Source organism: Streptomyces tyrfis (assembly GCF_037034285.1).
Classification (GTDB): domain Bacteria; phylum Actinomycetota; class Actinomycetes; order Streptomycetales; family Streptomycetaceae; genus Streptomyces.
Genome location: NZ_JBAGJZ010000008.1, coordinates 86,057 through 105,444 on the forward strand (window position 1 = coordinate 86,057; position 19,388 = coordinate 105,444).

Below are 19,388 nucleotides of genomic sequence, written 5' to 3' on the forward strand. Positions count from 1 at the left end.
GGGCGAGGGCGGAGCCTCACCACGGTGCGTGGTCCCGGAGGCCCCGGGACCACGCACCGTGAACGGCTCAGTACTGCTCGGTCTCCGCGAAACCGGCGTCCGCGTCGTCGTCGGCGCCGAAGGCGTCGGCGGCGGCCGTCGGGTCGAATCCGGGCGGGCTGTCCTTGAGCGCCAGGCCCATGCCGGCCAGCTTCGCCTTGACCTCGTCGATCGACTTCGCACCGAAGTTGCGGATGTCGAGCAGGTCGGCCTCGGAGCGGGCCACCAGCTCGCCCACCGAGTGGATGCCCTCGCGCTTGAGGCAGTTGTACGAGCGGACCGTGAGCTCCAGCTCCTCGATCGGCAGCGCCAGATCGGCGGCGAGCGCGGCGTCCGTCGGGGACGGGCCCATGTCGATGCCCTCGGCGTCGATGTTGAGCTCGCGCGCCAGACCGAACAGCTCGACCAGGGTCTTGCCGGCCGACGCCATGGCGTCGCGCGGCCGCATGGCCTGCTTGGTCTCGACGTCGACGATCAGCTTGTCGAAGTCGGTGCGCTGCTCGACACGGGTCGCCTCGACCTTGTACGTGACCTTGAGCACCGGCGAGTAGATGGAGTCGACCGGGACACGGCCGATCTCCTGGCCCACCTGCTTGTTCTGGACGGCGGAGACATAGCCGCGACCGCGCTCGACGGTCAGCTCCATCTCCAGCTTGCCCTTGCTGTTCAGCGTGGCCAGGACCAGGTCCGGGTTGTGGACCTCGACACCGGCCGGCGGGGCGATGTCCGCGGCGGTGACCAGACCCGGGCCCTGCTTGCGCAGGTACATCACGACCGGCTCGTCGTGCTCCGAGGAGACGACCAGCTGCTTGATGTTGAGGATGAGGTCGGTGACGTCCTCCTTGACGCCCGGCACGGTGGTGAACTCGTGCAGGACCCCGTCGATCCGGATGCTGGTGACGGCGGCACCGGGGATCGAGGAGAGGAGGGTGCGGCGGAGGGAGTTGCCGAGGGTGTAGCCGAAGCCCGGCTCCAGCGGCTCGATCACGAACCGTGAGCGGAACTCGTCAACGACCTCTTCGGTCAGCGACGGACGCTGAGCGATAAGCATGTTGCGTTCCTTCAGTCGTGGGCGCCCACTATTTGACGCCCCCAGGTACTGACAAGGGTACGGGCGGTACGCCCCAAGAGGGCCGTACCGCCCGGACCCGCGGTGCTACGCCCGCGAAGACGTCAGACGCGGCGGCGCTTCGGCGGCCGGCATCCGTTGTGCGGGGTGGGGGTGACGTCCTGGATCGAGCCGACCTCCAGGCCGGTGGCCTGGAGCGAACGGATCGCGGTCTCGCGGCCGGAGCCCGGACCCTTCACGAAGACGTCGACCTTGCGCATGCCGTGCTCCTGCGCGCGGCGGGCGGCCGACTCGGCGGCCATCTGCGCGGCGAAGGGGGTGGACTTGCGCGAGCCCTTGAAGCCGACGTGGCCGGCGGAGGCCCAGGAGATCACGTTGCCCGAGGGGTCCGTGATCGAGACGATCGTGTTGTTGAACGTGCTCTTGATGTGCGCGTGGCCGTGAGCGACGTTCTTCTTTTCCTTGCGACGCACCTTCTTGGTTGCGCCCTGACGTCCCTTGGGGGGCATGTCTTGACTCCAGATGGAGAGGGGAGGTGATCGGTCCTACAGCGAAGACCGCTGGTTGCTGCGGGTTCCGGTGGTCCGGACGTCCGCAGTGCGTCCGCTGAGGACTACTTCTTGCCCGGCTTCTTCTTACCGGCGATCGCGCGACGCGGGCCCTTGCGGGTACGAGCGTTCGTGCTGGTGCGCTGGCCGTGGACCGGAAGGCCACGGCGGTGGCGCAGACCCTGGTAGCAGCCGATCTCGACCTTGCGGCGGATGTCGGCCTGGATCTCGCGGCGGAGGTCACCCTCGGTGCGGAGGTTGGCGTCCACGTACTCGCGGATCTTGACCAGGTCCTCTTCGGCCAGGTCGCGAACACGGGTGTTCGGGTTCACGCCGGTGGAGGCGAGGATCTCCTTGGACCGGGTGCGCCCGATGCCGAAGACGTAGGTGAGGGCGACCTCCACGCGCTTTTCGCGCGGGATGTCAACACCTGAAACGCGTGCCATGCAATGGCTCCAGTTGTCATGTCGGGGGTCTTCCGCAGAGCCGCTCCCGACCGCCGACCCCTCGTGCCGAGAGGTGGTACGTCCGGGTCCCCGGCCCCCGCCGGAGGTGCCGTCAGCCGAAGCTTGGACGGACTCTGCGTATGTACGTTGTTACGTGCGTCGCGCGAAGTACTGCGAGATGCAGGTGGTCGTGCGTCAGCCCTGGCGCTGCTTGTGGCGCAGGTTGTCGCAGATGACCATGACCCGGCCGTGGCGGCGGATCACCTTGCACTTGTCGCAGATCTTCTTGACGCTCGGCTTGACCTTCATGGGATGTCAGGTTCTCCGGGTCAGTGCCATCACCGCGACGGGGCGCGGTGCGGGCAAGATCTACTTGTAGCGGTAGACGATCCGGCCACGCGTCAGGTCGTACGGAGAGAGCTCCACGACGACCCGGTCATCCGGGAGGATACGGATGTAGTGCATCCGCATCTTGCCGCTGATGTGCGCGAGGACCTTGTGACCGTTCTGGAGCTCCACCTTGAACATGGCGTTCGGGAGGGACTCGATCACGGTGCCCTCAATTTCGATGGCACCTTGCTTCTTGGCCACGCTTCGCCCTTCGAATCGGCTACCTTGATCGGCTTCCGGGCATCCGGTGCGGAAATGCGGGCACACGGATGCACGAGAGCCGACGCGTCAGTCTACGTCAGCGAACCCCAAAAGACGAATCCGTCAAGTTTGCCCGCCGGAGTAGATCCTTAGTCCTCGGCGGGGCCGGATGAGGCCGCCCCTTGTCACCGGCCGCGTGGGCCGGGTCACGGTTCGCGTGCGGCCGGGCACGGCGGGTCCGGCCGGTGGGGCGCCCCGGCGCTCAGGACTTCGCGAGGGGGTCCGGCGCGGTCTCGATGCCGTACTGGGCCAGCTTCGCCCGGCCGCAGTCGGGGGCCGTCAGGACCAGCGGGCCCTCCTCCGTGAGGGCGACCGTGTGCTCCCAGTGCGAGGACCAGGTGCCGTCCGTGGTGAGCACGGTCCACTCGTCGTCGAGCACCTCGGTCTTCGCCGTGCCGAGCGAGACCATCGGCTCGATCGCCAGGCAGACCCCGGGTACCAGCCGGATGCCCTTGCCGCGCTTGCGGGAGACGTAGTTCAGCAGGTGCGGGTCCATGTGCATCTCGGTGCCGATGCCGTGCCCGCCGTAGTCCTCGATGATCCCGTACTTGCCGGTGGCGGGGCGGGGCTGGCGGCGAATGTAGGACTCGATCGCCTTCGAGATGTCGACGAGGCGGTTGTTCGCCTTCATCGCGGCGATCCCGGCCCACATCGACTCCTCGGTCACCCGGGAGAGCTCGACCAGCTCCGGCGCGTGACCGGTGCCGACGAAGGCGGTGTACGCGGCGTCGCCGTGCCAGCCGTCGACGATCGCGCCGGCGTCGATCGAGATGATGTCGCCGTCCTTGAGGACGGTCTTGTCGTCCGGGATGCCGTGGACGACGACCTCGTTGACCGAGGTGCAGATGGTCGCGGGGAACCCGCCGTAGCCCAGGAAGTTCGACGTGGCGCCGTGGTCCGCGATCACCTTGCGGGCGACCCGGTCCAGGTCCGCGGTGGTGGCGCCGGGGACCGCCGCCTCCCGGGTGGCCGCGTGGATGGCAGCGACCACCAGCCCCGCCTCACGCATCTTGGCGATCTGCTCGGGGGTCTTGATCTGCACCATGGTGCGGCGCCTCTCTGCGTCGGATTGCACCGGAGCGCGTCGGGCCCGCGTCCGGGCCGCGTCGAACGGTGACGGATGGAAAAAAACCGTACTCAACCATACGGCGCAAACAGTCGGCCGCGGCGCCCGAGGACGCCGCGGCCGACTGCGTGAGTACTTACGGTGTGGCGCTCAGCCCTGCTCGGACTTCAGCGCCTCCATGGCCCGCTCGGTCACGTCCGTGACCTTGCCGAGCGCGGAGATGGTGACCACCAGGTTCTGCGCCCGGTAGTAGTCGATGATCGGCTCGGTCTGCGTGTGGTAGACCTCCAGCCGGGTGCGCACCGTCTCCTCGCTGTCGTCGTCGCGCTGGTACAGCTCGCCGCCGCAGACGTCGCAGACGCCCTCGGCCTTCGGCGGGTTGTACGCGACGTGGAAGACGTGCGAGCCGTCGTTCCGGCAGATGCGGCGGCCGGCGATGCGCTTGACCACCTCGTCCTCGGGGACCTCCAGGTCCAGGACCGCGTCCAGCTTGGCGCCCTCGTCCTTGAGCATGGCGTCGAGCGCCTCGGCCTGCCCCACGTTCCGCGGGAAGCCGTCCAGCAGGAAGCCGTTCTCGGCGTCCGGCTGGGACATGCGGTCCTTGGCCATCCCGATGGTGACCTCGTCCGGCACCAACTGTCCCGCGTCCATGTAGGCGCGGGCCTGCTTGCCAAGGTCGGTGCCCTGGCTGATGTTGGCGCGGAAGAGATCGCCCGTGGAGATCTGCGGAATCGACAGGTTCTTGGCAAGGTACGCAGCCTGCGTTCCCTTGCCGGCACCGGGCGGCCCGACGAGGACGATTCGCATCAGCGGAGGAACCCTTCGTAATTGCGCTGCTGGAGCTGACTCTCGATCTGCTTCACGGTCTCCAGACCCACACCCACGATGATCAGGATGCTCGTCCCGCCGAACGGGAAGTTCTGATTGGCACCGCCGAAGCCTGCCAACGCCATTGTCGGCACCAGAGCGATCAGGCCCAGGTACAGCGAGCCCGGCCAAGTGATCCTGTTGAGCACGTAGCTCAGGTACTCGGCAGTAGGTCGACCAGCCCGGATACCCGGGATGAACCCACCATACTTCTTCATGTTGTCGGCGACTTCCTCGGGGTTGAACGAAATCGCCACGTAGAAGAAGGCGAAGAAGACGATCAGGAGGAAGTACGCGGTGATGTAGTAGGGGTGGTCGCCCTTGACGAAGTTGTCACGGATCCAGGTCGCCCAGCCCGCGGTGGAGTTGGAGAACTGCACGACCAGGGCCGGGATGTAGAGCAGCGAAGAAGCGAAGATGACGGGGATCACACCCGCCTGGTTCACCTTCAGCGGGATGTACGTCGAGGTGCCGCCGTACGACCTGCGTCCGATCATGCGCTTCGCGTACTGCACCGGAATACGGCGCTGGGCCTGCTCGACGAAGACGACGAGGCCGACCATCACGAAGCCGACCAGGATGACGGTGCCGAACTCGATCCACCCGTCCGCCAGCTTGCCGCTGGTCTTGATGGCCCACAGGGCGCCGGGGAAGCTGGCGGCGATCGAGATGAACATCAGGATCGACATGCCGTTGCCGATGCCGCGGTCGGTGATGAGCTCGCCGAGCCACATCACGGTCGCGGTGCCCGCGGTCATCGTGATGACCATGACGATCGTGGTGAAGATCGACTGGTTCGGCACGATCTGGTCGGCCACGGGGCAGCCGCTGAACAGCGCGCCATTGGTGGCGGTGGCCACCAGACCGGTGCCCTGGAGGACGGCGAGCGCCACGGTCAGATAACGCGTGTACTGCGTGATCTTGGCCTGGCCCGTCTGCCCCTCCTTCTTGAGCGCCTCGAGCCGGGGGATCACCACGGTCAGCAGCTGGAGAATGATGCTGGCCGTGATGTACGGCATGATGCCGAGCGCGAAGATCGTGATCTGCAGCAGTGCGCCGCCGCTGAACATGTTCACCAGGCCGAAGAGGCTGTTGTTGCCCTTGCTGGCCTGATTGACACAGATCTGGACGTTCTCGTAGCTCACTCCCGGTACCGGGATGTGCGCCCCGAGCCGGTAGAGCACGATGATGCCGAGCGTGAAGAGCAGCTTCTTGCGCAGGTCGGGCGTCTTGAACGCCCGGGCGAACGCGGTGAGCACGGTGCCTCCTGCGACCCCCGCGCAGTGCGAAGAGGTGACGGTCTTGAGGTTCGACGGGGACTAATGACTCAAACCCGCGCAGACCGCCCGTTGGGCACACCGCGCGGAAGTTAACAGTGCACGCCACCTTACCGGCGCTCCCCCCTCCTGGAACAACCATCCAGGCTGGCGACAGCCGAGCGGCGACGGAAGCCGGGACGAACACCCGACCGCGCGAGGCCCGATCTATGCGGTTCTGCGGTAGAGCGAGATATGGCGGTCCGCGGAACGGGTGAACGCGCCCCCCGCCCAGTCGGCCCAGCGCCCCACGAGTCGCAGCGCCTCCGCCGCCGCCATGAGGTCGAGCTCGGCGGGCCACGAGCAGCGGCTGGTCTCCGGGCAGGTGCGCACCACCCCGTCGGACACGAACGTGCGCAGCACGATCTGCAGGCCCTGCGAGGGGAGCGTGAACAGCGTGTCGTTCGCCATCACGCTCAGGTCGAAATCGTCGCCCACGTCGGCCTCGGCCATGTCGGCCACGCGCAGGGCGACCAGACCATCGGTTTCGCGGGCGCACAACTGCTCCGGCATCGCCAAGGAAACCTGCGGCCGTCGCCCGCATTCGGGGCGACGGCCGCAGGGCCGACGCGGCGGAGCCGGGCATGGCTTCCTCTTGATATCTCAGGATGGGCGAGGTCCATTGAATTCGGGGAAGAGAATTTCGGCAATTCGGATTTCGGGGCGCGAGCTGGACCCCGTCATTCGCAAAGGTCGACCGCATCACATCGACCGGGGCGCTCCTGGCGGCGCCGGAGCAGTTGAGCCGCACCGGCCGGAAGAACAACGGCGAGGCTGCTCCCGTGGACCATCGCCTGGATCTTGTTCCCGTTCCTGGACCGTCCCACGGGCCGGTTCGTGTCGAAGCTCGTACAGCCGCCGAGCGATGCCGTGCTCCCGGCGGTACGCCTCGCCACGGCGGCCCGGCTTGCTGCTCGGGAACACGGGACGCGCGGAGAGGGCGGCCCTGCCGGCCCTGCCCGTGAGGTCGGTCCGGACCATTCCGGCGGTGATGGTCACCCCTGAGAACGCCCCCACCAAAAGCAAGGAAAAGAAATTCCCCGACAATGATAAAAGGCAGAGCAAAAGGCCGCGGAGATCATAGGCAGACATTCATCGAAGCAACAAGCAATAAAATCATCGAAAGAAACAGAAACGGGCTTGATCTTTACCAGGAAATTACTCTCATTACAGGCCCCCCGAGCGTCCGCCCTGCATCTTGCTCGAAACCCCACCCCTGCGGATCCGCTGCTATGTTGACTGAAAATGATCAATTTCGCTCGACGCGCGATCCTCCAAACACAGGGAAAATTCTTCTCAGAAACGACAACGGCCCGGACCCCCTCCATGAGGGGATCCGGGCCGTGAGTGTCAGGCCGAAGCTCAGACGAGCTCGGTGACGGTGCCGCCGGCGGCGGCGATCTTCTCCTTGGCGGAGCCGGAGACGGCGTCGACCGTCACCTGCAGCGCCACGGAGATCTCGCCCTGTCCGAGGACCTTGACGAGGTGGTTGTTGCGCACGGCGCCCTTGGCGACCAGGTCGGCCACGGTCACCTCGCCACCCTCGGGGTAGAGGGCCGCGAGACGGTCCAGGTTCACGACCTGGTACTCGGTGCGGAACGGGTTCTTGAAGCCCTTGAGCTTCGGGAGACGCATGTGGAGGGGCATCTGCCCACCCTCGAAGCGCTCCGGAACCTGGTAGCGGGCCTTGGTGCCCTTGGTGCCACGACCGGCGGTCTTACCCTTGGACGCCTCACCACGACCCACACGGGTCTTGGCGGTCTTGGCGCCCGGGGCGGGCCGGAGGTCATGGGCCTTCAGCGGCTTGTTCTCCGCCATGTCAGTCGACCTCCTCGACCGTCACGAGGTGGCGGACGGTGTGCACCATGCCGCGGAACTCGGGGCGGTCCTCCTTGACGACCACGTCGTTCAGGCGCTTCAGCCCGAGCGAACGCAGCGTGTCACGGTGGTTCTGCTTGCTGCCGATGTACGACTTCGTCTGCGTGATCTTGAGGCGGGCCATCACACACCCGCCCCAGCACGCGCACGGAGCAGAGCCGCAGGGGCGACGTCCTCCAGCGGCAGACCGCGGCGGGCCGCGATCTCCTCCGGACGCTGCAGGCCCTTGAGGGCCGCAACGGTCGCGTGCACGATGTTGATCGCGTTGTCGGAGCCGAGCGACTTCGACAGGATGTCGTGAACGCCGGCGCACTCCAGGACGGCGCGCACCGGGCCACCGGCGATCACACCGGTACCGGGGGAAGCCGGCTTGAGCAGGACGACGCCCGCGGCCTTCTCGCCCTGGATCGGGTGCGGGATGGTGCCCTGGATGCGGGGGACCTTGAAGAAGTTCTTCTTGGCCTCCTCGACGCCCTTGGCGATGGCCGCGGGAACTTCCTTGGCCTTGCCGTAACCGACACCGACGGTGCCGTCACCATCGCCCACCACGACCAGCGCGGTGAAGCTGAAGCGACGACCACCCTTCACAACCTTGGCGACACGGTTGATCGCGACGACGCGCTCGACGTACGCGGTCTTCTCGGCGGCAGCTGCGCCGCCGTCACGGCCCTTCCGGTCCCGCCGCTCGCCGCCACCGGCACCGCTGCCGCGGCGCTGGGGTCCAGCCATTGGATTTACCTCTCTCTGTTACGTCCGCTGTGCGTAGGAACCGGGGCTCAGAACTTCAGCCCGGCTTCACGGGCGGCGTCAGCCAGAGCGGCAATCCGCCCGGCGTACTGGTTGCCGCCGCGGTCGAACACGACGGCCTCGACGCCTGCGGCCTTGGCGCGCTCGGCGACCAGGGCCCCGACCTGCTTGGCCTGGGTGCTCTTGTCGCCCTCGCCACCACGGATGGAGACGTCCAGGGTGGACGCCGACGCGAGCGTGTGACCCGCGACGTCGTCGATGACCTGAGCCACCATGTGGCGGTTGGACCGCGTCACGACCAGACGGGGACGCTCCGGCGTACCCGAGACGTACTTGCGGACACGGATGTGGCGACGCTTGCGGGCGGCGCGCTTGTAGGCGTCGCCCTTGGCGATCTTCACGCCGTATGCCATGGCTACTTACCAGCCTTTCCGACCTTGCGGCGGATGACCTCGCCGGCGTACTTGACGCCCTTCGCCTTGTACGGGTCGGGCTTCCGCAGCTTGCGGATGTTGGCCGCCACCTCGCCGACCTTCTGCTTGTCGATGCCCTCGACCGACAGCTTGGTCGGGGACTCGACCTTGAAGGTGATGCCTTCCGGCGCCTCGACGAGGATCGGGTGGCTGTAGCCCAGGGCGAACTCCAGGTTGGAGCCCTTCGCCTGGACGCGGTAACCGACACCGCTGATCTCGAGCGCCTTGCTGTAACCCTGGGTCACACCGGTGATCATGTTCGCCACCAGCGTGCGGGACAGGCCGTGCAGGGCCTTGTTCTGACGCTCGTCGTTCGGGCGGGTGACGTTCAGGACGCCGTCCTCACCCTTGGTGACCTCGATCGGCGCGGCGACGGTGTGCGTGAGGGTGCCCTTGGGGCCCTTCACGGCGACCGTACGGCCGTCGATGGTGACGTCCACACCGGCGGGAACCTGGATGGGGAGCTTGCCGATACGCGACATGAGCTTTTCCTCCGTTCCCGACTACCAGACGTAGGCGAGGACTTCCCCACCTACGCCCTTCTTCTGCGCCTGCTGGCCGGTCAGGAGACCGTGGGACGTGGAGATGATCGCCACGCCCAGGCCGCCGAGGACCTTCGGCAGGTTGGTGGACTTTGCGTAGACACGCAGACCCGGCTTGGAGATGCGCTTGATGCCGGCGATCGAACGCTCGCGGTTCGGGCCGAACTTCAGCTCCAGGACGAGGTTCTTGCCGACCTCGGCGTCCTCGACCTTCCAGCCGGTGATGAAGCCCTCCTGCTGGAGGATCTCCGCGATGTGCGACTTGATCTTGCTGTGCGGCATCGACACCGTGTCGTGGTAAGCCGAGTTCGCGTTACGCAGACGCGTGAGCATGTCTGCGATCGGATCAGTCATGGTCATGAATTGGCCTTCGGCCTCTCTCGCCGGGGTTTCCTGTATGCGCCATCCCTCTCCCCGCTCAGAGGCGGGACGGGTGCGGTGCGGGGACCTACGGCGTAGTAAGTCGGTCATGGGCGGCAGGCGCCCAACCCCGCAAGCCTACGGCATGCGAGGCGGGGCTCCCGCCGACCAGATGCTTACCGAGAGCTTCCGTGCAATTCCCAACGCCCGAGGGGCGGAGGGGAATTACCAGGAGCTCTTGGTCACGCCCGGCAGCTCGCCGCGGTGAGCCATCTCACGAAGGCACACGCGGCACAGGCCGAACTTGCGGTAGACGGAGTGGGGCCGGCCGCAGCGCTGGCACCGCGTGTACGCGCGGACGCCGAACTTCGGCTTGCGGGCGGCCTTAGCGATCAGAGCCTTCTTCGCCACGGTCAGTTCTCCTTGAACGGGAAGCCGAGGTGACGAAGGAGGGCACGACCCTCGTCGTCGTTGGTCGCCGTGGTCACCACGGTGATGTCCATGCCCCGGACCCGGTCGATCTTGTCCTGGTCGATCTCGTGGAACATGACCTGCTCCGTGAGACCGAAGGTGTAGTTGCCACGGCCGTCGAACTGCTTCGGCGACAGACCACGGAAGTCACGGATACGCGGCAGCGCGAGCGACAGCGTACGGTCCAGGAACTCCCACATCCGGTCACCGCGGAGGGTGACGTGGCAGCCGATCGGCTGACCCTCGCGCAGCTTGAACTGCGCGATGGACTTGCGGGCCTTGGTGACGGCGGGCTTCTGGCCGGTGATCGTGGTGAGGTCGCGCACGGCGCCGTCGATCAGCTTGGAGTCGCGGGCGGCGTCGCCCACACCCATGTTGACCACGATCTTGACCAGGCCGGGCACCTGCATGACGTTCTCGTAGGAGAACTCCTCACGCAGCTTGCCGGCGATTTCCTCGCGGTAGCGCGTCTTGAGACGCGGCGCAGTGGTGGCAGTCATCAGATGTCCTCACCGGTCCGCTTGGCAACGCGGATCTTGTTGCCCTCGTCGTCGAAACGGTAGCCGACGCGGGTGACGACCTTCTTGCCGTCCTTCTCCACGACCAGCTGCACGTTGCTGACGTGAATCGGGGCCTCGGTGGTGACGATGCCGCCGGTCTGCGAACCGCGAGCCGTCTGACCGGCCTTGGTGTGCTTCTTGACCCGGTTGACACCCTCGACGAGGACACGGTCCTGAGCGGGGTAGGCCACGATGACCTTGCCCTGCTTGCCCTTGTCCTTACCGGTGATGACCTGGACCAGGTCGCCCTTCTTGATCTTCATGCTTACAGCACCTCCGGCGCGAGCGAGATGATCTTCATGAACTTCTTCTCGCGCAGCTCCCGGCCCACCGGGCCGAAGATGCGGGTGCCGCGGGGGTCGCCGTCGTTCTTCAGAATGACGGCGGCGTTCTCGTCGAAGCGGATGTACGAGCCATCCTGACGACGGCGCTCCTTGACGGTGCGAACGATGACGGCCTTGACGACGTCACCCTTCTTCACGTTGCCACCGGGGATCGCGTCCTTGACGGTGGCGACGATGACGTCACCGATGCCCGCGTAGCGGCGACCCGAACCACCGAGAACACGGATGGTGAGGATCTCCTTGGCACCCGTGTTGTCGGCGACGCGAAGTCGCGACTCCTGCTGGATCACGTCTATCTCCTGATCGTCTGCCGGTTCCCGGCGGGGGCCGCCCCGTTGCCGGAGCGGACCCCGCCGAGCCTGGCGGAACTCGCCTGAGGGGGATGCCCCTCAGGAATTACTTGGCCTTCTCGAGGATCTCGACGACGCGCCAGCGCTTCGTCGCGGACAGCGGCCGGGTCTCCATGAGGAGGACACGGTCGCCGACGCCCGCGGCGTTCTGCTCGTCGTGGGCCTTCAGCTTGTTGGTACGGCGGATGACCTTGCCGTACAGCGCGTGCTTCACGCGGTCCTCGACGGCGACGACGACGGTCTTGTCCATCTTGTCGCTGACGACCAGACCCTCACGGGTCTTGCGGAAACCGCGGTCGGTGTTCGTCTCAGTCACAGTCTTCTCGCTCATCAGGCGCTCTCCACCGTCTCGATGCCCAGCTCGCGCTCGCGCATCAGGGTGTAGATCCGGGCGATGTCCTTACGGACGGACTTGAGCCGGCCGTGGTTCTCAAGCTGCCCGGTCGCCGCCTGGAAGCGGAGGTTGAACAGCTCTTCCTTGGCCTCGCGGAGCTTGTTGAGCAGCTCCTCGTTGCCCAGCTCGCGCAGCTCGGACGCCTTGGTTCCGGCCGACATCACGCCTCACCTGCCTCGCGCCGAACGATGCGGCACTTCATCGGAAGCTTGTGAGCAGCGCGGGTGAGCGCCTCACGAGCAATCTTCTCGTTCGGGTAGGACAGCTCGAACATCACCCGACCCGGCTTGACGTTCGCGATCCACCACTCGGGAGAACCCTTACCGGAACCCATGCGGGTCTCGGCGGGCTTCTTCGTCAGGGGACGGTCCGGGTAGATGTTGATCCAGACCTTGCCGCCACGCTTGATGTGGCGGGTCATCGCGATACGAGCCGCCTCGATCTGGCGGTTCGTCACGTACGCCGGGGTCAGCGCCTGGATGCCGTACTCGCCGAACGCAACCTGCGTACCACCCTTGGACATACCGCTGCGCTTCGGGTGGTGCTGCTTGCGGTGCTTGACCCTACGGGGGATCAGCATTTCGGTCAGGCCTCCGTTCCGGTGCTCTCAGCAGCCGGAGCGGCAGCGGCGGGAGCCTCGGCCTTGGGGGCCTCGGCCGGAGCCGACTGCTGCTGCGGCTTGCGGCCGCGGCCGCCACGCTCGCCACCGCGGCCGCGGCCGGCCGGGCGGTCGGCGCCACGGGCCGGGCGGTTGCCGGCGCGGGCGGCGGCGTTCTCGGCGCGGACCTCGGCGATGTTCTTGACGTCGCCCTTGTAGATCCAGACCTTCACGCCGATGCGGCCGAAGGTCGTCTTGGCCTCGAAGAAGCCGTAGTCGACGTTCGCGCGGAGCGTGTGCAGGGGCACACGGCCCTCGCGGTAGAACTCCGAGCGGGACATCTCGGCGCCGCCGAGGCGGCCACCGCACTGGATCTTGATGCCCTTGGCGCCGGCCTTCATCGAGCTCTGCATGCTCTTGCGCATGGCCCGACGGAAGGAGACGCGGGAGGACAGCTGCTCGGCGACGGCCTGGGCCACCAGCTGGGCGTCCACCTCGGGGTTCTTGACCTCGAGGATGTTCAGCTGGACCTGCTTGCCGGTGAGCTTCTCCAGCTCGCCGCGGATGCGGTCGGCCTCGGCGCCGCGGCGGCCGATGACGATGCCCGGGCGGGCGGTGTGGATGTCAACGCGGACGCGGTCGCGGGTGCGCTCGATCTCCACCTTGGAGATGCCGGCCCGCTCCATGCCCTTCGTCATCATGCGACGAATGGCGACGTCTTCCTTGACGTAGTCCTTGTACAGCTTGTCGGCGTACCACCGGGACTTGAAGTCCGTGGTAATGCCGAGTCGGAACCCGTGCGGGTTTACCTTCTGGCCCATTACCGGGTTCCTTCCTTGCTGCTGACGACCACGGTGATGTGGCTGGTCCGCTTACGGATCCGGTAGGCACGGCCCTGGGCGCGCGGCCGGAACCGCTTCAGGGTCGGGCCCTCGTCCACGTACGCCTCGCTGATGACCAGCGTGGAGGCGTCGGTGTGGTCGTAGTTGTGTGCGGCGTTGGCGATGGCGCTGTCCAGCACCTTGCCAACCGGCACGCTCGCGGCCTGCGGGGCGAAACGCAGGACCGCCTGAGCCTCCGTGGCGTCCATGCCACGGATGAGGTCCACCACGCGGCGGGCCTTCATGGGCGTGACGCGGATGTACCGCGCCTGGGCCCTGGCTTCCATGGTTGTCCCTTCGGTGTAAGTCATCAGTCGTTCCACTCCGCGGTCAGCGGCGCTTCGACTTCCGGTCGTCCTTGACGTGGCCGCGGAAGGTGCGAGTCGGCGAGAACTCGCCGAGCTTGTGGCCGACCATCGACTCGGTGACGAACACCGGGACGTGGATCTTGCCGTTGTGCACCGCGATGGTGTGACCCAGCATCGCCGGGACGATCATCGAGCGACGGGACCAGGTCTTGATGACGTTCTTGGTGCCTGCCTCGTTCTGCGCGTCCACCTTCTTGATGAGGTGGCCGTCGACGAAGGGCCCCTTCTTGAGACTGCGCGGCATCTAAACCCGCTCCTAGCGCTTCTTGTTCGTCTTGCGGCGGCGGACGATGTACTTGTTGCTCGCCTTCTTGGGAGAACGAGTACGACCCTCCTTCTGACCCCACGGCGAGACCGGGTGGCGACCACCGGAGGTCTTGCCCTCACCACCACCGTGCGGGTGGTCAACCGGGTTCATCGCGACACCGCGGACGGTCGGGCGGACGCCCTTCCAGCGCATGCGGCCGGCCTTGCCCCAGTTGATGTTCGACTGCTCGGCGTTGCCGACCTCGCCGATCGTGGCGCGGCAGCGGGCGTCGACCAGGCGGATCTCACCGGACGGCATGCGGAGGTGGGCCATGGAGCCCTCCTTCGCCAGCAGCTGCACGGAGGCGCCCGCGGAACGGGCGAACTTCGCGCCGCCGCCGGGCCGCAGCTCGATGGCGTGGATGGTCGTACCGACCGGGATGTTGCGCAGCGCCAGGTTGTTGCCGGGCTTGATGTCGGCGGCCGGGCCGTTCTCGACACGGTCGCCCTGCGACAGGCCACGCGGCGCGATGATGTAGCGCTTCTCGCCGTCCGCGTAGTGCAGCAGCGCGATGCGCGCGGTGCGGTTGGGGTCGTACTCGATGTGCGCGACCTTGGCCGGCACGCCGTCCTTGTCGTGACGACGGAAGTCGATCACTCGGTAGGCGCGCTTGTGGCCACCGCCCTGGTGGCGAACGGTCACACGACCGGCGTTGTTACGGCCGCCCTTGCTGTGCAGGGGGCGGACCAGCGACTTCTCCGGCGTGGACCGCGTGATCTCGACAAAGTCGGCGACGCTGGACCCACGACGGCCCGGAGTCGTCGGCTTGTACTTGCGGATACCCATTTTCTCTCAGTCCTCGGAAGAATTCCGGATCCTGGACGATTCCGGCCGCCGTCAGGCGGTCGGACCGCCGAAGATGTCGATTCGGTCGCCCTCGGCGAGGGTCACGATGGCGCGCTTGGTGTCGGCGCGCTTGCCGAAGCCGGTGCGGGTGCGCTTGCGCTTGCCCTGCCGGTTGATCGTGTTGACCCCGGTGACCTTGACCGAGAAGACCGCCTCGACGGCCTGCTTGATCTGGGTCTTGTTGGAGCCCGGCGCGACGATGAACGTGTACTTGTTCTCGTCGAGCAGCGCGTAGCTCTTCTCCGACACGACCGGCTTGACGAGAACGTCGCGCGGGTCGGTGAAGGTCTTGCTGGTAACGGTCGCCTCGCTCATCAGGCGGCGCTCCCTTCGGTCTCAGCGGTCTGGGGGCCAGACACGAAGGACTCGAAGGCGGCCTGCGTGAAGACCACGTCGTCGGAGACGATCACGTCGTACGTGTTCAGCTGGCCCGGCTCCAGGATGTGCACCTGGGGCAGGTTGCGGGCGGACAGCCACGCGGCCTCGTCGGCGCGGTCGACGACCAGGAGCAGGTTCTTGCGCTCCGTGATCTTGCCGAACAGCGTCTTGGCGGCCTTGGTGGAGACGGCACCCTCGACCACGCCGGTGACGACGTGGATGCGGGAGTGACGGGCCCGGTCCGAGAGGGCACCGCGCAGGGCGGCGGCCTTCATCTTCTTCGGGGTCCGCTGCGAGTAGTCACGCGGCTGCGGGCCGTGGACGACGCCACCGCCGGCGAACTGCGGGGCGCGGGTCGAACCCTGACGGGCGCGGCCGGTGCCCTTCTGGCGGTACGGCTTCTTGCCACCGCCGCGGACCTCGCCGCGGGTCTTGGTCTTGTGCGTGCCCTGACGGGCAGCCGCCAGCTGCGCGACGACGACCTGGTGGATCAGCGGAACGCTGGTCTTGGCGTCGAAGATCTCCGCGGGGAGCTCGACGGTCCCGGCCTTGTCGCCCGCCGGCGAAAGGATGTCAATGGTGCTCATCGGTTCCTCAGGCCCCCTTGGCCGCGGTACGGACCAGGACGAGGCCGCCGTTCGGACCGGGGACGGCTCCCTTGATGAGGAGCAGACCCTTCTCCGCGTCAACGGCGTGAACGGTCAGGTTCTGGGTGGTGACCCGCTCGTTGCCCATGCGGCCCGCCATGCGGAGGCCCTTGAACACACGGCCCGGGGTGGCGCAGCCACCGATCGAACCGGGCGAGCGGTGCTTGCGCTGGGTGCCGTGACCGGCGCCGAGGCCACCGAAGTTGTGGCGCTTCATGACACCGGCGAAGCCCTTGCCCTTGCTCTTGCCCGTGACGTCGACCTTGACGCCGGACTCGAACACCTCGGCGGTGATCTCCTGGCCGAGCGTGTACTCGGAGGCGTCGGCGGTGCGGAGCTCCACCAGGTGGCGGCGCGGGGTCACGTCGGCCTTGGCGAAGTGGCCCTTGAGGGGCTTGTTCACCTTGCGGGGGTCGATCTCGCCGAAGGCGATCTGGACTGCCTCGTAGCCGTCGGTGTCGTTGGTGCGGACCTGGGTGACGATGCAGGGCCCGGCCTTGACGACGGTCACCGGGACGACCCGGTTGTTCTCGTCCCAGACCTGGGTCATGCCGAGCTTCTCGCCCAGGACGCCCTTAATGTTCTTAGCCATCTCGCGCGTCACCTCAGAGCTTGATCTCGATGTCGACGCCCGCCGGCAGGTCGAGGCGCATCAGCGAGTCAACCGTCTTCGGCGTGGGGTCGAGGATGTCGATGAGGCGCTTGTGCGTGCGCATCTCGAAGTGCTCGCGCGAGTCCTTGTACTTGTGCGGCGACTTGATGACGCAGTACACGTTCTTCTCAGTGGGCAGCGGCACCGGGCCCGCGACCGACGCACCCGTGCGGGTCACCGTCTCGACGATCTTCTTCGCCGAGGAGTCGATGACCTCGTGGTCGTAGGCCTTGAGCCGGATGCGGATCTTCTGTCCCGCCATGGCTACTAGTAGTCCTGTCTCTCGCTAACGCTCTGGAACCCGGTGGTTCCGCCTCCCCCTCCGACCCACGCGGTCGGGCGTGTCGCATCCCCTCCACGTGGAGTTCCCTGAAGGGATTTCCCGTACCGAGGGGGTGCGGGCCCGAGGGCCGCGCTGTGCTCCGTCAGGAGCGTCGGGGGTGGAGACCCGCCGGGTGCCTGGCCGGCGCCCCACTGACGCTTCCCGGAAGATTCCCGTACGTCCGACCCGCGAGGGGTCGACGAGTACTGTGGGACTCGCTTCCGGTCCTCCCGGCGGGAGGCGCGCAGCATTGACACTCAACCGAGCAACCTGAGCAGTGTGCCATACGGGGCCTGAGCCTGGCCAATCGGGTCCGAGATCCTACCCCGCGCGGTCACCCGGTCAAACGCGGACGGCTCCCGGGGCGCGCCGGACGGTCGCGCGGCCGGTCGTGCGGACCGTCGCGAATTCGGTCGAGCCCCGTGCCTTCCCGCCCCTACAGTGACCGGTCGGCACACCGTCGTCACAGGGACTCTCGTCATGCGTACGCACTATCCGCGCACCGGCCATCTGCCCTGGTCCCCGGGGGCCGCCCCGGACGACGTGCGGATCGCGGACCTGTCCGCGCTGGCCGGCCGCGAGGTCGTGGTGACCGAGAAGCTGGACGGCGAGAACACCACGCTCTACGCCGACGGCCTGCACGCCCGCTCCCTCGACTCCGCCCACCACCCCTCGCGGGGCTGGGTGAAGGCGCTCCAGGGCCGGATCGGCCCGCGGATCCCGGCGGGGTGGCGGGTGTGCGGCGAGAACGTGTTCGCCCGCCACTCCGTCCCGTACGACGGTCTGGAGAGCTTCTTCTACGGCTTCTCCGTCTGGGACGGGGAACGGTGCCTGGGCTGGGACCGGACGGTGGCGTTCCTGCGCGGCCTGGGGATACCGACGCCGCCCGTGCTGTGGCGCGGGGTGTTCGACGCGCGGGCGGAGAAGGCCCTGCGGGCGCTGAAACCGGACACCGCCCGGCAGGAGGGGTACGTCGTCCGCCCCGCCGGCGGCTTCGACGCGGCGGACTTCGGACGCCTGGTGGCGAAGTGGGTGCGGCCCGGCCATGTGCGGACCGGCACGCACTGGATGCACGCCGCCGTGGTGGAGAACGGGCTGGGCCCGGCCGCCGCCCTGTGGGCCGTGCGGTCCGGAGCACCCGTCGACCCGGCGGCCCTGGCCGCCGCCGCGGGTGCGGGGGCGGCGGCGGACGCCGGGGCCGCCGCCGCGATGGCCGACGCGCTGGACGCGCTGGGCCGGACCGGCGACGACCGGCTCACCGGCGTGCTGGCCGGGCTGCTGCGCCGGGCCCGCCGGACCGACCTGGCGCCCGCGCTGGCGCGGACCGTGGGCATGCCGGTGGCCCGCCGCGTCGCGGACCTCGTCGGGCTGCACCCCGCGCTGCACCGCCCGTACCCGGACGAGGACCGCCGCACCGGCCTGGCCCGGATGTCGTCCGCCGCCGATCTGGAGGTGCTGCACGCGCTGGCCGCGGCCGCGGCGGAGACCGGCGAGGAGCGCGAGCAGGTGGAGTGGTCGGCGCTGCACGCGCAGGACGTGCGGCAGCCGGCCGGGCTGGACGAGGCGTTCGCGGACCTGGACCCGGTGGCCGCCGACCGCTGCCGGGCGCAGGCCCGCGAGGCGTACGCGCTGGGCCGGATCGGCACCGTCGAGGAGGCGGTCGCCGCGACCTGGCGGTGGCGGACCGGGGACTTCCCGCGCCTGGTCCATCTGGTCGGCCCGTCCGGCAGCGGCAAGAGCACCTTCGCCCGGGGCCTGCCGGACGTGGACGTGCGTCTGTCGCTGGACGACCTGCGCGGGGCCCGGGGCTCGCGCACCGACCAGCGGGCCAACGGGGACGTGCTCCGCGAGGGCCTGGACCGGCTGGACGCCGCGCTCGTCCCGGGCGCCACGGTCGTCTGGGACGCCACCTCGCTCAACGCGCACCAGCGTTCGCTGGTACACGCGGTGGCCCGGCGGCGGGACGCGCTGCTCACCCATGCCGTGACCGTGGTGGACGAGGCGGAACTGGTCCGCCGCAACGGGCGGCGCGCCCATCCGGTGCCGCCGGAGGTGCTGACCTCGCAGCTGCGCCGGTACGTGCCCCCGTATCCCGGGCAGGCGCACCGCACCTGGTACGTCGGCGCGAGCGGGACCGTGGAGGACCGGGCGTAGCCGCGTACGGGCCCTGCGGACCGGCATTCCGCACGGGCACCGCGCACCGGCGCTCGGCGGGAGTCCGGCATTCGGTGGGAGTCCGGCGCTCAGTGGGAGTCCGGCATTCGACAG

At 67.9% G+C, this 19,388-nt stretch carries 31 protein-coding genes; 1 reads left to right on the plus strand and 30 read right to left on the minus strand.

Features of this window, described 5'->3' with window-relative positions:
• Positions 1–67: 67 nt before the first annotated feature.
• The 30 genes from WA762_RS08515 to rpsJ form a co-directional block, all read right to left on the minus strand.
• Positions 68–1,090: a DNA-directed RNA polymerase subunit alpha gene (locus tag WA762_RS08515; RefSeq protein WP_335934394.1), complete on the minus strand. Its 1,023-nt coding sequence runs from the start codon at positions 1,088–1,090 to the stop codon at positions 68–70.
• Positions 1,091–1,212: 122 nt separating this feature from the next.
• Complete coding sequence (gene rpsK, locus WA762_RS08520) at positions 1,213–1,617, minus strand: 30S ribosomal protein S11 (RefSeq protein ID WP_125496499.1); 405 nt, start codon at positions 1,615–1,617, stop codon at positions 1,213–1,215.
• Between the two features lie 104 nt (positions 1,618–1,721).
• Positions 1,722–2,102 (minus strand): 30S ribosomal protein S13, encoded by a 381-nt coding sequence (gene rpsM, locus WA762_RS08525; RefSeq protein ID WP_335934396.1) that lies wholly within the window; start codon positions 2,100–2,102, stop codon positions 1,722–1,724.
• A 195-nt stretch (positions 2,103–2,297) separates the two neighbouring features.
• Entirely contained in the window at positions 2,298–2,411 is a 114-nt protein-coding gene (rpmJ, locus tag WA762_RS08530) for a 50S ribosomal protein L36 (protein WP_003956441.1), read from the minus strand.
• Between the two features lie 60 nt (positions 2,412–2,471).
• Positions 2,472–2,693: a translation initiation factor IF-1 gene (gene infA, locus WA762_RS08535; RefSeq protein WP_003956442.1), complete on the minus strand. Its 222-nt coding sequence runs from the start codon at positions 2,691–2,693 to the stop codon at positions 2,472–2,474.
• A 262-nt stretch (positions 2,694–2,955) separates the two neighbouring features.
• The gene (gene map / locus WA762_RS08540) at positions 2,956–3,798 is read right to left on the minus strand and encodes a type I methionyl aminopeptidase (protein ID WP_335934420.1); all 843 of its coding nucleotides are present in this window, start codon (positions 3,796–3,798) and stop codon (positions 2,956–2,958) included.
• A gap of 171 nt (positions 3,799–3,969) precedes the next feature.
• Positions 3,970–4,626, minus strand: coding sequence for an adenylate kinase (locus WA762_RS08545; RefSeq protein ID WP_335934422.1), 657 nt, complete (start codon positions 4,624–4,626; stop codon positions 3,970–3,972).
• Entirely contained in the window at positions 4,626–5,945 is a 1,320-nt protein-coding gene (gene secY, locus WA762_RS08550; RefSeq protein ID WP_335934423.1) for a preprotein translocase subunit SecY, read from the minus strand. The genes WA762_RS08545 and secY overlap by 1 nt, the downstream gene beginning before the upstream one ends.
• Before the next feature lie 225 nt (positions 5,946–6,170).
• Positions 6,171–6,515, minus strand: coding sequence for a hypothetical protein (locus WA762_RS08555; RefSeq protein ID WP_335934424.1), 345 nt, complete (start codon positions 6,513–6,515; stop codon positions 6,171–6,173).
• A gap of 849 nt (positions 6,516–7,364) precedes the next feature.
• The gene (gene rplO / locus WA762_RS08560) at positions 7,365–7,820 is read right to left on the minus strand and encodes a 50S ribosomal protein L15 (protein WP_335934425.1); all 456 of its coding nucleotides are present in this window, start codon (positions 7,818–7,820) and stop codon (positions 7,365–7,367) included.
• 1 nt (position 7,821) lies between these two features.
• Positions 7,822–8,004, minus strand: coding sequence for a 50S ribosomal protein L30 (gene rpmD, locus WA762_RS08565; RefSeq protein WP_005313525.1), 183 nt, complete (start codon positions 8,002–8,004; stop codon positions 7,822–7,824).
• Positions 8,004–8,609 carry a 30S ribosomal protein S5 gene (gene rpsE, locus WA762_RS08570; RefSeq protein ID WP_335934427.1) on the minus strand — a complete coding sequence of 202 codons (606 nt, stop codon included), beginning with the start codon at positions 8,607–8,609 and terminating at the stop codon, positions 8,004–8,006. Before rpsE ends, rpmD begins: the two co-directional genes overlap by 1 nt.
• Positions 8,610–8,656: 47 nt before the next feature.
• Complete coding sequence (rplR, locus tag WA762_RS08575) at positions 8,657–9,040, minus strand: 50S ribosomal protein L18 (RefSeq protein WP_335934428.1); 384 nt, start codon at positions 9,038–9,040, stop codon at positions 8,657–8,659.
• 2 nt (positions 9,041–9,042) lie between these two features.
• Entirely contained in the window at positions 9,043–9,582 is a 540-nt protein-coding gene (rplF, locus tag WA762_RS08580; RefSeq protein WP_335934429.1) for a 50S ribosomal protein L6, read from the minus strand.
• A gap of 21 nt (positions 9,583–9,603) precedes the next feature.
• Positions 9,604–10,002 carry a 30S ribosomal protein S8 gene (gene rpsH / locus WA762_RS08585; RefSeq protein ID WP_335934431.1) on the minus strand — a complete coding sequence of 133 codons (399 nt, stop codon included), beginning with the start codon at positions 10,000–10,002 and terminating at the stop codon, positions 9,604–9,606.
• Positions 10,003–10,227: 225 nt separating this feature from the next.
• Complete coding sequence (locus tag WA762_RS08590) at positions 10,228–10,413, minus strand: type Z 30S ribosomal protein S14 (RefSeq protein WP_003956452.1); 186 nt, start codon at positions 10,411–10,413, stop codon at positions 10,228–10,230.
• 2 nt (positions 10,414–10,415) lie between these two features.
• Complete coding sequence (gene rplE, locus WA762_RS08595; RefSeq protein WP_006126888.1) at positions 10,416–10,973, minus strand: 50S ribosomal protein L5; 558 nt, start codon at positions 10,971–10,973, stop codon at positions 10,416–10,418.
• The gene (gene rplX, locus WA762_RS08600; RefSeq protein ID WP_073786786.1) at positions 10,973–11,296 is read right to left on the minus strand and encodes a 50S ribosomal protein L24; all 324 of its coding nucleotides are present in this window, start codon (positions 11,294–11,296) and stop codon (positions 10,973–10,975) included. Before rplX ends, rplE begins: the two co-directional genes overlap by 1 nt.
• A 2-nt stretch (positions 11,297–11,298) precedes the next feature.
• Positions 11,299–11,667 carry a 50S ribosomal protein L14 gene (gene rplN, locus WA762_RS08605; protein WP_003966950.1) on the minus strand — a complete coding sequence of 123 codons (369 nt, stop codon included), beginning with the start codon at positions 11,665–11,667 and terminating at the stop codon, positions 11,299–11,301.
• Between the two features lie 106 nt (positions 11,668–11,773).
• The gene (gene rpsQ, locus WA762_RS08610; RefSeq protein ID WP_030977953.1) at positions 11,774–12,058 is read right to left on the minus strand and encodes a 30S ribosomal protein S17; all 285 of its coding nucleotides are present in this window, start codon (positions 12,056–12,058) and stop codon (positions 11,774–11,776) included.
• Positions 12,058–12,282, minus strand: coding sequence for a 50S ribosomal protein L29 (gene rpmC, locus WA762_RS08615; RefSeq protein ID WP_015035581.1), 225 nt, complete (start codon positions 12,280–12,282; stop codon positions 12,058–12,060). Before rpmC ends, rpsQ begins: the two co-directional genes overlap by 1 nt.
• On the minus strand, positions 12,282–12,701 hold the full coding sequence (gene rplP / locus WA762_RS08620; RefSeq protein ID WP_072485538.1) for a 50S ribosomal protein L16: 420 nt from the start codon (positions 12,699–12,701) through the stop codon (positions 12,282–12,284). The genes rpmC and rplP overlap by 1 nt, the downstream gene beginning before the upstream one ends.
• Before the next feature lie 5 nt (positions 12,702–12,706).
• On the minus strand, positions 12,707–13,540 hold the full coding sequence (gene rpsC, locus WA762_RS08625; RefSeq protein WP_335934452.1) for a 30S ribosomal protein S3: 834 nt from the start codon (positions 13,538–13,540) through the stop codon (positions 12,707–12,709).
• Complete coding sequence (rplV, locus tag WA762_RS08630; RefSeq protein WP_009997296.1) at positions 13,540–13,887, minus strand: 50S ribosomal protein L22; 348 nt, start codon at positions 13,885–13,887, stop codon at positions 13,540–13,542. The genes rpsC and rplV overlap by 1 nt, the downstream gene beginning before the upstream one ends.
• 43 nt (positions 13,888–13,930) lie before the next feature.
• Entirely contained in the window at positions 13,931–14,212 is a 282-nt protein-coding gene (gene rpsS, locus WA762_RS08635; protein WP_283853425.1) for a 30S ribosomal protein S19, read from the minus strand.
• A 12-nt stretch (positions 14,213–14,224) separates the two neighbouring features.
• The gene (gene rplB, locus WA762_RS08640; RefSeq protein WP_283853424.1) at positions 14,225–15,061 is read right to left on the minus strand and encodes a 50S ribosomal protein L2; all 837 of its coding nucleotides are present in this window, start codon (positions 15,059–15,061) and stop codon (positions 14,225–14,227) included.
• Positions 15,062–15,112: 51 nt separating this feature from the next.
• Positions 15,113–15,436, minus strand: a complete 324-nt coding sequence (gene rplW, locus WA762_RS08645) for a 50S ribosomal protein L23 (RefSeq protein ID WP_335934456.1) — start codon at positions 15,434–15,436, stop codon at positions 15,113–15,115.
• Complete coding sequence (gene rplD, locus WA762_RS08650; RefSeq protein WP_335934457.1) at positions 15,436–16,086, minus strand: 50S ribosomal protein L4; 651 nt, start codon at positions 16,084–16,086, stop codon at positions 15,436–15,438. Before rplD ends, rplW begins: the two co-directional genes overlap by 1 nt.
• Positions 16,087–16,093: 7 nt before the next feature.
• Positions 16,094–16,738, minus strand: a complete 645-nt coding sequence (rplC, locus tag WA762_RS08655; protein ID WP_335934458.1) for a 50S ribosomal protein L3 — start codon at positions 16,736–16,738, stop codon at positions 16,094–16,096.
• A 13-nt stretch (positions 16,739–16,751) separates the two neighbouring features.
• The gene (rpsJ, locus tag WA762_RS08660; protein WP_003948644.1) at positions 16,752–17,060 is read right to left on the minus strand and encodes a 30S ribosomal protein S10; all 309 of its coding nucleotides are present in this window, start codon (positions 17,058–17,060) and stop codon (positions 16,752–16,754) included.
• Positions 17,061–17,600: 540 nt separating this feature from the next.
• Here rpsJ and WA762_RS08665 point away from each other — a divergent pair.
• Positions 17,601–19,274 (plus strand): RNA ligase family protein, encoded by a 1,674-nt coding sequence (locus WA762_RS08665; RefSeq protein ID WP_335934490.1) that lies wholly within the window; start codon positions 17,601–17,603, stop codon positions 19,272–19,274.
• The last annotated feature ends 114 nt before the right edge of the window (positions 19,275–19,388 follow it).